15 protein-coding genes are annotated in these 12,758 nt (G+C 68.3%); 10 read left to right on the forward strand and 5 right to left on the reverse strand.

From position 1 onward, the window contains the following. Positions 1–2 precede the first annotated feature (2 nt). The 4 genes from ACO2Q2_RS07825 to rph form a co-directional block, all read right to left on the reverse strand. Positions 3–530: an FHA domain-containing protein gene (locus ACO2Q2_RS07825; protein WP_423255198.1), complete on the reverse strand. Its 528-nt coding sequence runs from the start codon at positions 528–530 to the stop codon at positions 3–5. 205 nt (positions 531–735) lie between these two features. Further along, the gene (gene hemW / locus ACO2Q2_RS07830; protein WP_423255199.1) at positions 736–1,902 is read right to left on the reverse strand and encodes a radical SAM family heme chaperone HemW; all 1,167 of its coding nucleotides are present in this window, start codon (positions 1,900–1,902) and stop codon (positions 736–738) included. 1 nt (position 1,903) lies between these two features. Continuing rightward, positions 1,904–2,503, reverse strand: a complete 600-nt coding sequence (rdgB, locus tag ACO2Q2_RS07835) for an RdgB/HAM1 family non-canonical purine NTP pyrophosphatase (RefSeq protein ID WP_423255200.1) — start codon at positions 2,501–2,503, stop codon at positions 1,904–1,906. Positions 2,504–2,506: 3 nt separating this feature from the next. Then, positions 2,507–3,238 (reverse strand): ribonuclease PH, encoded by a 732-nt coding sequence (rph, locus tag ACO2Q2_RS07840; RefSeq protein ID WP_423255201.1) that lies wholly within the window; start codon positions 3,236–3,238, stop codon positions 2,507–2,509. 80 nt (positions 3,239–3,318) lie between these two features. Between rph and ACO2Q2_RS07845 the strand changes: the two genes are divergently transcribed. The 7 genes from ACO2Q2_RS07845 to ACO2Q2_RS07875 all read left to right on the forward strand — a co-directional run bounded on the left by ACO2Q2_RS07845 (position 3,319) and on the right by ACO2Q2_RS07875 (position 8,452). Then, complete coding sequence (locus ACO2Q2_RS07845) at positions 3,319–4,179, forward strand: YicC/YloC family endoribonuclease (protein ID WP_423255202.1); 861 nt, start codon at positions 3,319–3,321, stop codon at positions 4,177–4,179. After that, the gene (gmk, locus tag ACO2Q2_RS07850; RefSeq protein ID WP_423255203.1) at positions 4,176–4,802 is read left to right on the forward strand and encodes a guanylate kinase; all 627 of its coding nucleotides are present in this window, start codon (positions 4,176–4,178) and stop codon (positions 4,800–4,802) included. Before ACO2Q2_RS07845 ends, gmk begins: the two co-directional genes overlap by 4 nt. 130 nt (positions 4,803–4,932) lie before the next feature. Continuing rightward, complete coding sequence (locus tag ACO2Q2_RS07855; protein ID WP_423255204.1) at positions 4,933–5,769, forward strand: ABC transporter ATP-binding protein; 837 nt, start codon at positions 4,933–4,935, stop codon at positions 5,767–5,769. After that, complete coding sequence (mlaE, locus tag ACO2Q2_RS07860) at positions 5,766–6,536, forward strand: lipid asymmetry maintenance ABC transporter permease subunit MlaE (protein WP_423255205.1); 771 nt, start codon at positions 5,766–5,768, stop codon at positions 6,534–6,536. Before ACO2Q2_RS07855 ends, mlaE begins: the two co-directional genes overlap by 4 nt. Positions 6,537–6,582: 46 nt before the next feature. After that, on the forward strand, positions 6,583–7,437 hold the full coding sequence (gene mlaD, locus ACO2Q2_RS07865; RefSeq protein WP_423255206.1) for an outer membrane lipid asymmetry maintenance protein MlaD: 855 nt from the start codon (positions 6,583–6,585) through the stop codon (positions 7,435–7,437). 38 nt (positions 7,438–7,475) lie between these two features. Beyond that, positions 7,476–8,150: an MlaC/ttg2D family ABC transporter substrate-binding protein gene (locus tag ACO2Q2_RS07870; protein ID WP_423255207.1), complete on the forward strand. Its 675-nt coding sequence runs from the start codon at positions 7,476–7,478 to the stop codon at positions 8,148–8,150. Then, positions 8,147–8,452: an STAS domain-containing protein gene (locus ACO2Q2_RS07875; RefSeq protein ID WP_423255208.1), complete on the forward strand. Its 306-nt coding sequence runs from the start codon at positions 8,147–8,149 to the stop codon at positions 8,450–8,452. The genes ACO2Q2_RS07870 and ACO2Q2_RS07875 overlap by 4 nt, the downstream gene beginning before the upstream one ends. 81 nt (positions 8,453–8,533) lie before the next feature. Here ACO2Q2_RS07875 and ACO2Q2_RS07880 read toward each other — a convergent pair whose 3' ends face one another. Then, positions 8,534–9,376, reverse strand: coding sequence for an MlaA family lipoprotein (locus tag ACO2Q2_RS07880; RefSeq protein ID WP_423255209.1), 843 nt, complete (start codon positions 9,374–9,376; stop codon positions 8,534–8,536). Between the two features lie 207 nt (positions 9,377–9,583). Here ACO2Q2_RS07880 and rpoZ point away from each other — a divergent pair, with 207 nt between their 5' ends. From rpoZ to ACO2Q2_RS07895, 3 genes are all read left to right on the forward strand, one after another. Next, positions 9,584–9,874 carry a DNA-directed RNA polymerase subunit omega gene (gene rpoZ / locus ACO2Q2_RS07885; protein ID WP_423255210.1) on the forward strand — a complete coding sequence of 97 codons (291 nt, stop codon included), beginning with the start codon at positions 9,584–9,586 and terminating at the stop codon, positions 9,872–9,874. Between the two features lie 139 nt (positions 9,875–10,013). Next, the gene (locus ACO2Q2_RS07890; protein WP_423255281.1) at positions 10,014–12,167 is read left to right on the forward strand and encodes a RelA/SpoT family protein; all 2,154 of its coding nucleotides are present in this window, start codon (positions 10,014–10,016) and stop codon (positions 12,165–12,167) included. A gap of 136 nt (positions 12,168–12,303) precedes the next feature. Further along, entirely contained in the window at positions 12,304–12,687 is a 384-nt protein-coding gene (locus ACO2Q2_RS07895; RefSeq protein ID WP_423255211.1) for a RidA family protein, read from the forward strand. The last annotated feature ends 71 nt before the right edge of the window (positions 12,688–12,758 follow it).

The following is a 12,758-nucleotide window of genomic DNA, read 5'->3' on the forward strand; positions in this document are numbered from 1 at the left end:
GGTCAGGGAAGCAGCCACCACACGAGCGCGCCCAGCGCGCCGAGCGCCACCGCGCCGGCGGCGGTCCACGCGGCCCACAGCCACCACGAGGCGCGGATGTCGCGGGTGAGGAAGACGAACTCGGCCTGGCCCAGCCGCACGCGATCGCCGTGGCGCAGGATCGCCTCGTGCACGCGCCGGCCGTTGACGAAGGTGCCGTTGGTCGAGAGCGTGTTCATGATCATCGTGTGGCCGTGCTGGTTGATGATCCAGGCGTGCGAGGCGGACACGCTCAGGTCGTCGACCACGATGTCGTTGTCGGCGCGGCGGCCCACCGTCTGTTTGCCGCTGCGCAGCGCGAAGCGGCGTTTCTCCAGGCCGTGGCTGCGTCCTTCGAGCACGGGTTGGGCGACGCTCGCGCGCTCCTCGATCTGCGGCATCGAATCGGCCGCGTAGCGGTGCAGCTCATCGGCACTGAACAGCCGCGTGCCCTGCGGCCCGGACGAGCGCATGCCGTGGACGACGTGGGGCGATGGAGCGGGGCCGTTCATGCGGTGGTTCGGTCTCGGGTGAAGGCGTGGGCAGGCAAGCGTAACCGGTGCAGAGGCGCAGGGCGCATCTGCGGATACCGTGACCTGTGACGGAATTGTGCCGTGAAACTTGAACAAGTTGGGCGTCGATCCGGCGTGACGGTGCGCACAGTCCCACGGGCGTTTGGCGACGATCGCAGTAGGCGGGCGATTTTTTCTCAGCCTCTCAGTCGAGGAACAGTCCGATCACGTCGTTGAGGAAGCGCTGGCCCTGCGCGGTGGCCTGCAACCGGCGTGTGTCGTCGACCAGCCAGCCACGGCGCCGCGCGTCTGCCAGGGGTGCGGCGAGGCGCGCCGGGGCGAGTCCGGTGCGTGCGGCGAAGTCGTCCATCGGCACGCCGTCGATCAGCCGCAGCGCGTTGAGCATGTACTCGAACGGCAGTTCGGCGGCGTCGACCGCACCGTCGCCGCCGATCCGCCCCGGCCCGCCGGCCGCTTCCAGATAGGCGCGCGGCAACCGCGCCTTCCAGCGCCGGTGCACCTTGCCGGAGGCCGGGTTACTGACTTTGCCGTGCGCGCCGGCACCGATGCCGAGGTAGTCGCCGAACTGCCAGTAGTTGAGGTTGTGCCTGCAGCGCCGGTCCGGCCGGGCGTAGGCGGAAATCTCGTACTGGTCGTAGCCGGCGTCGGCGAGCGCGGCCTCGCAGGCCTCCTGCATCGCCCAGGCGTGGTCGTCGTCGGGCAGCGGCGGCGGGTTGGCGGCGAAGGCGGTGTTCGGCTCCAGCGTGAGCTGGTAGTGCGAGAGGTGGGTGGGTGCCAGCGCCACGGCGCGTGCCACGTCGGCCAGCGCGCCGTCCAGCGTCTGCCGCGGCAGCGCGTACATCAGGTCGAGGTTGATGTTGGCGCAGCCGGCGTCCTGCGCCGACTTCACCGCGGCCTCGGCCTCGGCGGCCGAGTGGATGCGGCCGAGCCGGCGCAGCTTGTCGTCGTCGAAGCTCTGGATGCCGAACGAGAGCCGGTTCACGCCCGCGGCGAGGTAGCCGTCGAAGCGGCCGTGCTCGACCGTGCCCGGATTGGTCTCCAGCGTGATCTCGGCGTCGTCGGCGAACGGCAGCCGCGCGCGGGCGCCGTCGAGGAAGCGGGCGATCAGCTCGGGCGCGAACAGGCTGGGCGTGCCGCCGCCGAAGAACACGCTGACGATAGTGCGACCGCGCAGCGCGGCGGCGAAGTCGGCCCGGTCGGCGTCGAGGTCGGCCAGCAGCGCGTCGATGTAGTCGGCATACGGCGGCGGCGCGTCGCGCAGGCCGTGCGAGTTGAAGTCGCAGTACGGGCACTTCTTCACGCACCACGGCATGTGCACGTAGAGCGACAGCGGCGGGGCGGTGAGCGCCATGTCAGGCCTTCAGGTCGACAAGACGCGCGTGCAGCTGCGCCAGTGCCTGGCCGCGGTGGCTGATGCGGTTCTTCAGCGTCTTGTCCAACTCGGCGGCAGCCAGCGTGTGGCCGTCGGGCAGGAACAGCGGGTCGTAGCCGAAGCCGCCCTCGCCGCGTGGCGCGTGCAGCACGCGGCCGTGCCAGCGCCCCTCGGCGACCAGCGGAGCCGGATCGTCGGCGTGGCGCAGCAGCACCAGCACGCAGATGAAGAACGCGCGGCGCTGCTCGGCCGGCACGCCGTCGAGATCGCGCAGCAGCCTGGCGTTGTTGGCCGCGTTGTCGCCATGCGTGCCGGCGTAGCGCGCCGAATACAGGCCGGGTGCGCCGCGCAGCGCGTCCACGCACAGGCCCGAATCGTCGGCCAGCGCGGGTAGGCCGGTGACGCGCGCCGCGTGGCGCGCCTTGAGCAGGGCGTTCTCGACGAAGGTGAGGCCGGTCTCCTCGATGTCGTTCACGCCCAGCTCGCCCTGCGCGACCACGTCCAGCCCGCTGTCGGCCAGCAGGTGGTTGAACTCGGCGAGCTTGCCGCGGTTGCCGCTGGCCAGGATGATGCGGCCCATCGCTCAGCCTTCCGCCAGCGCGGCGCGCTGCGCGGCGACCAGTTCGGCCACCCCCTTCTCGGCCAACGCCAGCAGCGCGTCCATCTCGTCGCGGCGGAACGCATGGCCCTCGGCGGTGCCCTGCACCTCGATGAAGCCGCCGCCGTCGTTCATCACCACGTTCATGTCGGTGTCGCAGTTGGAATCCTCGGCGTAGTCGAGGTCGAGCACCGGCACGCCCTGATAGATGCCCACCGACACCGCCGCCACCGCACCGATGATCGGATGGCGCTTGAGATGCTCGCGCACCATCAGGTGGTTCACCGCATCGACCAGCGCCACGTAGGCGCCGGTGATCGCCGCGGTGCGGGTGCCGCCGTCGGCCTGGATCACGTCGCAGTCGAGCGTGATCACGCGCTCGCCCAGCGCCTGGCGGTTGACGCAGGCGCGCAGGCTGCGGCCGATCAGCCGCTGGATCTCCATGGTGCGCCCGCCCTGCCCGCCCTTGGCCGCCTCGCGTTGCATGCGCGTGTGGGTGGCGCGCGGCAGCATGCCGTATTCGGCGGTGACCCAGCCCTCGCCCTTGCCGCGCAGCCACGGTGGCACGCGGTCCTCGATGCTGGCGGTGCACAGCACGCGGGTGTCGCCGAAACTCACCAGCACCGAGCCTTCGGCATGGCGGGTGAAGCGGCGTTCGATGGTGATCGGGCGCAGCTGGTCGCTGGCGCGGCCGCTCGGGCGGCTGACGGTTTGCATGGGTCGGGGAGCCTGGTTGGGCAGGGCAGGGCCGGAAAGTTTACCATTGCGCTCTTTTCCGCATGTCCGCAAAGGCTTCCATGATCCGCAGCATGACTGCCTACGCCTCGGCCGAGCTGGCCGGACCCACCGGCACGCTCAGCTGCGAGCTGCGCACGGTCAATCATCGTTATCTGGAAATCAGCCCGCGGCTGCCGGAGGAACTGCGCGGTTTCGAATCGCTGCTGCGCGAGCGTGTGGCGGCGCGGCTGTCGCGCGGCAAACTCGACCTCACGGTGCGCCTGCGCGGCGAGGATCACGGCGAGTCGCTGCAGGTCAATGCCGCCGCGCTGGCGCGACTCGGTGGGCTGGCGCGCGAGCTGCTGCCGCGCTTCCCGACGATGCAGGTGGAGTTCACCGAGCTGCTGCGCTTTCCCGGTGTGCTCGATCGCGCCGAGGTGGACAGCGACACCCTGCAGGCGGCGCTGTTCGACGTGCTCGACCGCGCGCTGGACGCGCTCACCGCCACCCGCGAACGCGAAGGCGAGAAGACCGCGCAGATGCTGCGCGAGCGACTCGACGCGATCGAGCGCGTGGTCGCCGACGTGCGCGGCTGGATGCCGGAGATCCGCGCCGCGCTGCGCACCCGGCTGGAAACCCGCCTCGCCGACATCAGGCAGTCCGCCGACCCGGGCCGGCTGGAGCAGGAGCTGGTGCTGCAGATCACCCGCACCGACGTCGACGAGGAACTGGACCGCCTCACCACCCACATCGCCGAGGCCCGCCGCGTGCTCGGCCTGGCCGAACCGGTGGGCCGGCGGCTGGATTTCCTGATGCAGGAGTTCAACCGCGAGGCCAACACGCTGGGCTCCAAGTCGGTCGATGCGCGCAGCACCAACGCGGCGGTGGAGCTGAAGGTGCTGATCGAGCAGATGCGCGAACAGGTGCAGAACATCGAATGAGCGCGCCGGCGGCAGGGACCCTGTTCGTGGTGGCCGCGCCGTCCGGTGCGGGCAAGTCGACCCTGGTCAACGCGCTGCTAGAGATCGAGCCGTCGATCTCGCTGTCGGTGTCGCACACCACGCGGCCGCCGCGCACGGGCGAACAGTACGGCCGGCATTACTACTTCGTGGAGCGCGCCGAGTTCGAGCGTGAGATCGCCGAAGGCATCTTCCTCGAATACGCCGAGGTGCATGGCAACCTCTACGGCACCTCGCGCACCACCGTCGAGGGCCTGCTGGCGCAGTCGCGCGACGTGCTGCTGGAGATCGACTGGCAGGGCGCGCGGCAGATCCGCGCCAGCAAGCCGGACTGCGTGAGCGTGTTCATCCTGCCGCCCTCGCGGCCGGAGCTGGAGCGGCGCCTGCGCGGGCGCGGTTCGGACGCGCCGGAGGTGATCGAGCGGCGGCTGCACAATTCGCGCGAGGAAATCGCGCACGCGCACGAGTTCGACTACATCGTGGTGAACGATCGCTTCGAGGATGCGCTGGCCGACTTGCGCGCGATCGTGCGCGCGGTGCGCCTGCGCAGCACGCTGCAGTGGGCGCGCCACGAGGCGCTGATCGCCGACCTGCTGGCGCCGTGACGCACCGCGAAAACTTGCGTCGATCGCCGCGAACCTGCGCCAGTGCCGGCGGTCTGCGACACGCCGCCGCGCGATGGCGCCATCCGCGGCGTTGCATTACCTTGTCCATCTTTGGCCGACCCCGCCTCCCATGACCGAACCCGTCCGCATGCCGACCGACGCCGAACCGCTGGTGCGCGTCCGTGGCCTGACCACGGTGCTCAACGGCAAGACCATCTTCGATGCGCTGGACTTGGACATCCCCCGCGGCAGGATCACCGCGATCATGGGGCCCAGCGGCACCGGCAAGACCACCCTGCTCAAGCACATCACCGGCCAGATGCACGGCGACCGCGGCGAGGTGTGGGTGGACGGGCGGAACGTGGCGGGCCTGTCGCGCGAAAAGCTGTTCAAGCTGCGCGAGCAGATCGGCTACCTGTTCCAGAACTCCGCCCTGCTGACCGATTTCGACGTGTTCGAGAACGTCGCCTTCCCGCTGCGCCAGCACACCGACCTGCCGGAAGAACTGATCCGCAACGTGGTGCTGCTGAAGCTGCAGGCAGTGGGGCTACGCGGCGCGGCGGCGCTGATGCCCAGCGAGCTGTCCGGCGGCATGGCGCGGCGCGTGGCGCTGGCGCGGGCGATCGTGTTCGACCCGATGCTGATCCTCTATGACGAGCCGTTCGTCGGGCTCGATCCGATCGCGCTGAACCAGGTGCTGAAACTGATCCGCACGCTCAACGCCACGCTCGGCATCACCAGCGTGCTGGTGGCGCACGAGCTGGACGCGATCAAGCAGGTGGCCGACCACATCTACCTGATCGCCAACGGCAAGGTGGTGGCGCAGGGCGACCCGAAGACCATCGCCGACGACGGCTCGCCGTGGACGCGGCAGTTTTTCGGCGGCGAGGCGGATGGCCCGGTGCCGTTCCAGTATCCGGCGGGCGACTACGCCCGGTCGCTCGGTTTTCCGCGGAGCCAGGCATGAGCGCACAGCCCCAACGCAACGCGGTGACCGAGGCGCTGGCACAGATCGGCGCCTGCGGCCTGTTTCTGCTGACCATCCTGGCCGCCGTGCCACGCAGTTTCCGCCACGGTCGCGAGACTGTGCGCCAACTGTGGTTCACCGGCGCGATGAGCCTCACCATCATCATGACCTGCGGCCTGTTCGTGGGCATGGTGCTGGGCCTGCAGCTGTACTACGTGCTGTCGATCTTCGGCGGCACCGCCGCCAGCGGCACGGTGGTGGCGATCGCGATCTACCGCGAGCTGGGGCCGGTGGTCACCGCGCTGCTGTTCGCCGGCCGCGCCGGCACCTCGATCACCGCCGAGATCGGCCTGATGCGCGCCACCGACCAGATCGCCGCGATGGAGATGATGGCGGTGGACCCGATCGCCTACGTCGTCGCCCCGCGCTTTCTCGCCGGTCTGATCGCGATGCCACTGCTGTGCTGCGTGTTCTGCGCGCTCGGCATCTTCGGCGGTCATCTGGTCGGGGTGACCTGGCTGGGCATCGACAACGGCACGTTCTGGTCGAACATGACTTCCACCGTCGACGTGTGGAAGGACGTGGTCAACGGCGTGATCTACAAGAGCCTGGTGTTCGGCGCGGTGGTCTCGCTGATCGCCGTGTACCAGGGCTACACCACGCCGCCGACCAGCGAAGGCGTGGCCTATGCCACCACCCGTACCGTGGTGGCCTCGTCCATCGCCATCCTGGCGCTGGACTTCGTGCTCACCGCCTTCCTGATGTGACTCCCTTCGTGACCCTTTCCGTTTCTTCCGCCTCGAGGATCGTGCCGTGACCCAGCGAAAATCCTATGCCGTCGGCACCGGCCTGTTCATCGTGCTCGGCTTTGCCGCGCTGGCCTACCTGGCCACGCAGACCACCTCGGTCGCCAACGTGCACCAGGGGGCCAGTTACACGGTGACCACCCATTTCGCCAACGTCGGCCAGCTCAAGGAGCGCGCCCCGGTGAAGATCGCCGGCGTGCGCGTGGGGCAGGTGCAGTCCATCGTCCTGGAGCCCGGCAAGGAGGTGGCCGACGTCACCCTCTCGATCGACAGGAAGTACGACCGGATCCCGCTCGACTCGGTGGCCACCGTGTTCACCAGCGGACTGCTCGGCGACCAGTACGTGGGACTGCAGTTCGGCAGCTCGAAGAAGTTCGTCGCCGACGGCGGTACGCTGGCGTTGAGCAAGTCTGCCGAGCCGCTGGAGACGATGCTGAGCAAGTTCTTTGGTGCCGGCGCGGTGGCCGACAATCTCGGCGGCACCTATGCGGTGAAGGCGCGTTTCAGCAACGTCGGCACGCTGTCGCCGGGCGCCCCGGTGAAGATGGCCGGCGTGGCGATCGGCAGCGTGCAGTCAGTGCAGGCCGATCCGGTCAAGCTCGATGCGCTGGTGACCCTGGCGATCGACAGGAAGTACGACCAGATCCCCGACGACTCCTCGGCGGCGGTGTTCACCAGCGGTTTGATCGGCAGCCAGTACGTTGCGATCCAGCCCGGCGGCTCCCCCGACATGCTCAAGGACGGTGACGAGATGATCCTCACCCAGTCCGCAATGCAGCTGGAGGACCTGATCGGCAAGTTCCTGGTCAACGGCTCGCCCGGCGACAAGGGCGGCAACAAGCCCGCCGCCGGCGCGAAGTGATCGCGCGATTTATGATTCTCTCCCCTAGGAGTTTCCCCATGCTGCGTCCCCTGGCACTCGCTCTCGCCCTGACCTTCGTTACCTCGCTGGCCGCCCCGGCACTCGCGCAGGACACCGCCGCGGCGGCGGCCCCCGCCCGGCAGAAGACCCCCGAGCAGGTGGTGCAGACCATCGCGCACGACCTGGACACCGCCATCGCCGGTCACCGCGACGAGCTGAAGAACAACAAGCAGAAGCTCATCGGCGTCATCGACGACATCTTCCTGCCGCACTTCGACATCGACTACGCCTCGATTTTGGTGCTCGGGCAGCATGCCCGCGAGGCCACGCCGGAACAGCGCGAGCGCTTTGCCAAGGCGTTCTACAACTCCATCACCAACCGCTATGCCGAGGGGCTGCTCAACTACACCAAGGGTGCCGTGGTGGTGCTGCCGTTCAATGGCGACCTCAACGATAAGCGCACCGTGGTGCGCACCCGGGTGGTGCTGGAGGACGGCAAGAAGGTCGCCGTCGACTATGCCTTCCGCAAGACCCGCGGCGGCGACTGGAAGGCCTACGACGTGATCATCGAGGGCATCTCCTACGTCACCAACTATCGCAATCAGGTGGATGCCGAGATTCGCAAGGTCGGCATCGACAAGCTGATCGCCAACCTCGAGTCCCGCGGCGAAGACGCGCTCAAGTCGATGGAAAAGGGCGGCAAGGCATCGTGAGCCCGCCCGCCTCCTTCCAGCTGGAGTCGCGCAGCGACGGCACGCTGGCGGTGAGCGGCGTGCTGACGTTCGACACCGCCCACGCCGCGCTGCGGGCACTGCGCGACAAGCTCGCCGCGGGCGTGTTCACGGCGCTGGATCTGGCCGGTGTGGAGCGCGGCGACAGTGCCGGCCTGGCGTGCGTGCTGGCCGTGCTGGCCGATGTCCGCGCGCATGGCCGGGCGCTGACCGTCCGCCATCTGCCCGACGGACTGCGTGCATTGGCCCAGGTGTGCGAGGTCGAGGATCTGCTCACTGCCTGAGGATGGCCGTCCGACGCCACGAGAAAGGGCCCCGCGGGGCCCTTTTCGCTGTCCGCTGTCCGCGCCCGTCGGCGCGCGCAGTCAGCCCTTGCCGCCGGACGGGTTGGTCTGGTCCGGATGCTTGTTTTCCCACTGGTGCTGCTCTTCGAGCAACTGGTCGGGATCGAAGTTGTCCTGATCCAGGCCCTGCATCCGGTCGATCACGCTCGTCGGCGGGTTGCCGTCGTAGATCTTGTAGAGCCGGCGCTGGCGGTAGGCATCGCGCACAAATACATACGGATCGTAGGCCGATTTGAGAAAGCTCTCGGCATCGAATGCGCGCGAGCGCAGGTTCACCAGGTAGACCAGTTGCGGGATGTACTGTTGGCCGTAATGGTAACTGTGGTTGCGGGCATAGATCGTCAGCGGGTCGAAGAAATACCCGTCCACCGGCACATGCCAGACGTCGCGCACCGTCGATGGCCCCAGGAAGGGCAGCACGATGTAGTCGCCTTCCGGCACGCCCCAGCGGGCCAGGGTGATGCCAAAATCGGTCTGCTGCAGCGGCAACCCCAGCGAACTGGCCGGGTCGAACAGGCCGCCGATACCCAGGGTCAGGTTGACCAGGAAGCGTCCGGTGCTCTGCAGTGCCTGCCTTGGCCGGGCCTGCAGCAGGTCGTTGGCGACCGTGACGGGTTGGCGAAGATTGGTGAAGAAATCGCCGATCGAGCGGCGCACCGGCGGGTTGGTGACCTTGCGATAGCCTACTGCGACCGGGCGGATCACCGCCTGGTCGACTGCGTCGTTGAACGCATAGACCTTGCGGTTGTATTTCTCCAGCGGGTCGTCGGTACGCGGCTTGGCGACGGCGCAGCCGGCGAGCAGCGCGACCGCGCCGAGAACGGCCGCGCGGCGCAGCCAGGGAAGGAGTCTTGGGTGGGGCATCGGTCTCGAATCCGTTGCAGAGCCGGGGGAATGGGTGAAAGTGTACTGCCTGGTTTTATATTATGCACTTATGCACGGTTTCGCCACGCTTTCGCCCATGGCAGGCGAAGCAACCGGGCATCATACGTGCTGGCCGATTGCCAGCAAAGCGTGCGCTCCGATACACTGAACGACCTTCCAAGTTGCTTTACCGCCTGAGGATTTCGCATGGCACGCATTACCGTGGAAGACTGCCTTGAGGTGGTCGACAACCGTTTCGAACTGGTGCTGATGGCGACCAAGCGCGCTCGCCAGTTGTCCAAGGGCGCCGATCCGGCGGTCAATCCCGATCATGACAAGCCGACCGTGCTGGCGCTGCGCGAAATCGCCGATCGCCGTATCGATCAGGCCACCATCGACGAGATCGACCGGGCCGAGCGCGAGCGCGCCGAGCGCGAGGCGCTGGAGTGGGCGGCGGCCGAAGTGGATGACGATCTGTCCAAGGGCGGGGACGACTGAGCATGCTCGACGGTTGCCCGATGCATGGTCGCGCCTCGCGGGCTGCCGCCCGCCGACACGGTCTTGCCGTTCGGACGGCTGGCGCGATGGCTCCCGGGCACGGGGTGCCTGTCTGAGCGGGCAGCGCATTCCCGCGCCCATTGCCGCGGCGGATCCTTCGGAAGCCGCGGTGTTGCCGGACTACGTGCTGGCACTCAAGGATCGACTGACCTACCTTCCCCCCGACCAGGTCGAGCGCGTGACCCGCGCCTTCCGCGTCGGTGCCGTGGCGCATGCCGGACAGGCGCGCAAGAGCGGCGAGCCGTACATCACCCATCCGATCGCCGTCGCCGCCATCCTGGCCGAACTGTGGCTGGACGCCGAGACCATCATCGCGGCGATCCTGCACGACACGCTGGAGGACACCCAGCTCAGCCGCGCCGAACTGGCCGGTGAATTCGGCGAGACCGTGGCCGAGCTGGTCGACGGCGTCACCAAGCTCGACAAGATGCGCTTCAGCAATCGGCAGGAGGCGGATGCGGAGAGTTTCCGCAAGATGCTGCTGGCGATGGCGCGCGACATCCGGGTGATCCTGATCAAGCTGGCCGACCGCCTGCACAACATGCGCACGCTGGGTTCCAAGGATGGGTCGTCGCGTCGGCGCATCGCCCGCGAGACGCTGGAGATCTACGCGCCGATCGCCCAGCGGCTGGGCATGAACAAGTTCAAGGCCGAGCTGCAGGATCTGGGTTTCCGCGGCCTGTATCCGGACCGCTACCGCGTGATCAGCGAGCGCATCCGCGCCGCGCTGGGCAACCGGCGTGAGGCGATGGGCAAGATCGAGACGGCGCTGACCCAGCGGCTGGCGTCCGAGCACGTCGCGGCGCGCGTGGTGGGGCGGATCAAGTCGCCGTGGAGCATCTATTCGAAGATGCGCAACGAGCACAAGACCTTTGCCCAGCTGATGGACGTGTACGGTTTCCGCGTGGTGGTCGACAGCGCGATGCAGTGCTACATGGCGCTGGGCGCGGTGCACACGCTGTACAAGCCGGTGGACCGCCGCTTCAAGGATTTCATCGCGATTCCCAAGGCGAACGGCTACCAGTCGCTGCACACCGTGCTGCTGGGGCCATTCGGCGCGCCGATCGAGGTGCAGATCCGCACCGCCGAGATGGATTCGGTGGCCGAGCGCGGCGTGGCCGCGCACTGGGCCTACAAGACCGACTCCGGTCCGGCCAACAGCGCGCAGGCGCGCGCGCGCGAATGGCTCTCCTCGCTGGCCGACAGCCAGGCCAACACGGCGTCGTCCAGCGAGTTCATCGAGAACGTCAAGATCGACCTGTTTCCGGACGAGGTCTATCTGTTCACCCCGCGCGGCGACATTCTTTCGATGCCGCGCAATGCCACCGCGCTGGACTTCGCCTACGCCGTGCATACCGATGTCGGCCACCACGCGGTGGCCGCGCGCGTGGACAAGAAGCTGGTGCCGCTGCGTACGCGGCTGGAGTCCGGCCAACTGGTGGAGATCATCACCGCGCCGTCGGCGGTGCCCAATCCGGCGTGGCTGGAGTCGGTGGTCACCGGCAAGGCGCGCACGGCGATCCGCCAGTTCCTCAAGCACCTGCAGCACGAGGATGCGGTCGATTTCGGTCATCGCATGCTCGACCGCGCGCTCGACGCGCTGGGCAGCAGCCTGGACGCCATCACGCCGACGCTGCTGGACCGTTTCCTGGCCGAGGCCAAGCTGCATCGGCTGGAGGAGCTGCTGGCCGATATCGCGCTGGGCAACCGCATGCCCGACGTGGTCGCCGCGCAGCTGGTGGCCGCCCGCGGCAAGCGCTCGCGCGCGCTGGTTCCGCCGGCCAGCACCGAGAAGATCCGCATCACCGGCGCCGAGCGCGGCGTGCTCAGCTTCGCCAACTGCTGCCATCCGCTGCCGGGCGACGAGATCGTCGGCTACCTCTCCTCCGGCAAGGGCATCGTGGTGCATCGCGAGGAGTGCCCGAACGTCGCTGAGTTGCGCAAGCAGCCCGAGCGCAAGGTGTCGATCGAATGGGATCGCGACGTGCAGGGCGACTACCGCGCCGAGCTGCGCATCGAGGTCATCAACCGTCCCGGCGTGCTGGCCACCGTCGCCGCGGCGATCGCCGATGCCGACTCCAACATCGAGAACGTGGAATACGTCGAGCGCGATGCCGCCGCCGCCACGCTGCTGTTCACGATGGAAGTGAAGAGCCGCCGCCACCTGGCCGAAGTGATCCGCCGCGTGCGCCGCACCGGCGTGGTCAGCGGGGCGCACCGCTACCCTCTGTAGGAGCGCACCCTGTGCGCGAATGCTTTTGGCTTTGATGGCGCGAATGCTCTTGCTTCGATGGGAGACCAGAGCCAAAAGCCTTCGCGCACAGGGTGCGCTCCTACCATAATCGTGTTTTCTCCACTCGAGGTTGCCCATGTCCTGCAGCATCATCGCCACCGAGCGCGCGCCCGCCGCCATCGGCCCGTATTCGCAGGCCGTCCGCGCTGGCAACACGGTGTATTTTTCCGGCCAGATCCCGCTCGATCCGGCCACCGGCGCGCTGGTCGAGGGCGACATCCGCGTGCAGACGCGGCGCGTGTTCGACAACCTCACCGCGGTGGCCGAGGCGGCCGGCGGTTCGCTGGCGCAGATCGTGCGCGTGGGCATCTACGTCACCGACCTGGGCCACTTCGCCGAGGTCAACGCGGTGATGGCCGAGTACTTCCGGACGCCGTATCCGGCGCGCTCCACCATCGAGGTCTCGGCCCTGCCGAAGGCGGCGCAGGTCGAGGTCGATGCGGTGATGGTGCTCGACTGAGCCCGTCGCGCGGCCGATACCCACGCACGCCGCGGCCGTCACCGCTGCAGCAGGCGCGCCACCTCCGTTAG

Origin of the sequence: Dyella sp. KRB-257 (assembly GCF_049445995.1) — a bacterium.
Taxonomy (GTDB): domain Bacteria; phylum Pseudomonadota; class Gammaproteobacteria; order Xanthomonadales; family Rhodanobacteraceae; genus Dyella_A.

What these genes read in the sequence shown, in the direction of transcription:
- ACO2Q2_RS07880 (WP_423255209.1), bottom strand. Translation starts at nt 9,376, where the DNA reads ATGCCCCACCCAAGACTCCTTCCCTGGCTGCGCCGCGCGGCCGTTCTC.
- gmk (WP_423255203.1), top strand. Translation starts at nt 4,176, where the DNA reads ATGAGCGCGCCGGCGGCAGGGACCCTGTTCGTGGTGGCCGCGCCGTCC.
- rdgB (WP_423255200.1), bottom strand. Translation starts at nt 2,503, where the DNA reads ATGGGCCGCATCATCCTGGCCAGCGGCAACCGCGGCAAGCTCGCCGAG.
- hemW (WP_423255199.1), bottom strand. Translation starts at nt 1,902, where the DNA reads ATGGCGCTCACCGCCCCGCCGCTGTCGCTCTACGTGCACATGCCGTGG.
- ACO2Q2_RS07895 (WP_423255211.1), top strand. Translation starts at nt 12,304, where the DNA reads ATGTCCTGCAGCATCATCGCCACCGAGCGCGCGCCCGCCGCCATCGGC.
- ACO2Q2_RS07855 (WP_423255204.1), top strand. Translation starts at nt 4,933, where the DNA reads ATGACCGAACCCGTCCGCATGCCGACCGACGCCGAACCGCTGGTGCGC.
- ACO2Q2_RS07870 (WP_423255207.1), top strand. Translation starts at nt 7,476, where the DNA reads ATGCTGCGTCCCCTGGCACTCGCTCTCGCCCTGACCTTCGTTACCTCG.
- rph (WP_423255201.1), bottom strand. Translation starts at nt 3,238, where the DNA reads ATGCAAACCGTCAGCCGCCCGAGCGGCCGCGCCAGCGACCAGCTGCGC.
- ACO2Q2_RS07825 (WP_423255198.1), bottom strand. Translation starts at nt 530, where the DNA reads ATGAACGGCCCCGCTCCATCGCCCCACGTCGTCCACGGCATGCGCTCG.
- mlaE (WP_423255205.1), top strand. Translation starts at nt 5,766, where the DNA reads ATGAGCGCACAGCCCCAACGCAACGCGGTGACCGAGGCGCTGGCACAG.
- ACO2Q2_RS07845 (WP_423255202.1), top strand. Translation starts at nt 3,319, where the DNA reads ATGATCCGCAGCATGACTGCCTACGCCTCGGCCGAGCTGGCCGGACCC.
- rpoZ (WP_423255210.1), top strand. Translation starts at nt 9,584, where the DNA reads ATGGCACGCATTACCGTGGAAGACTGCCTTGAGGTGGTCGACAACCGT.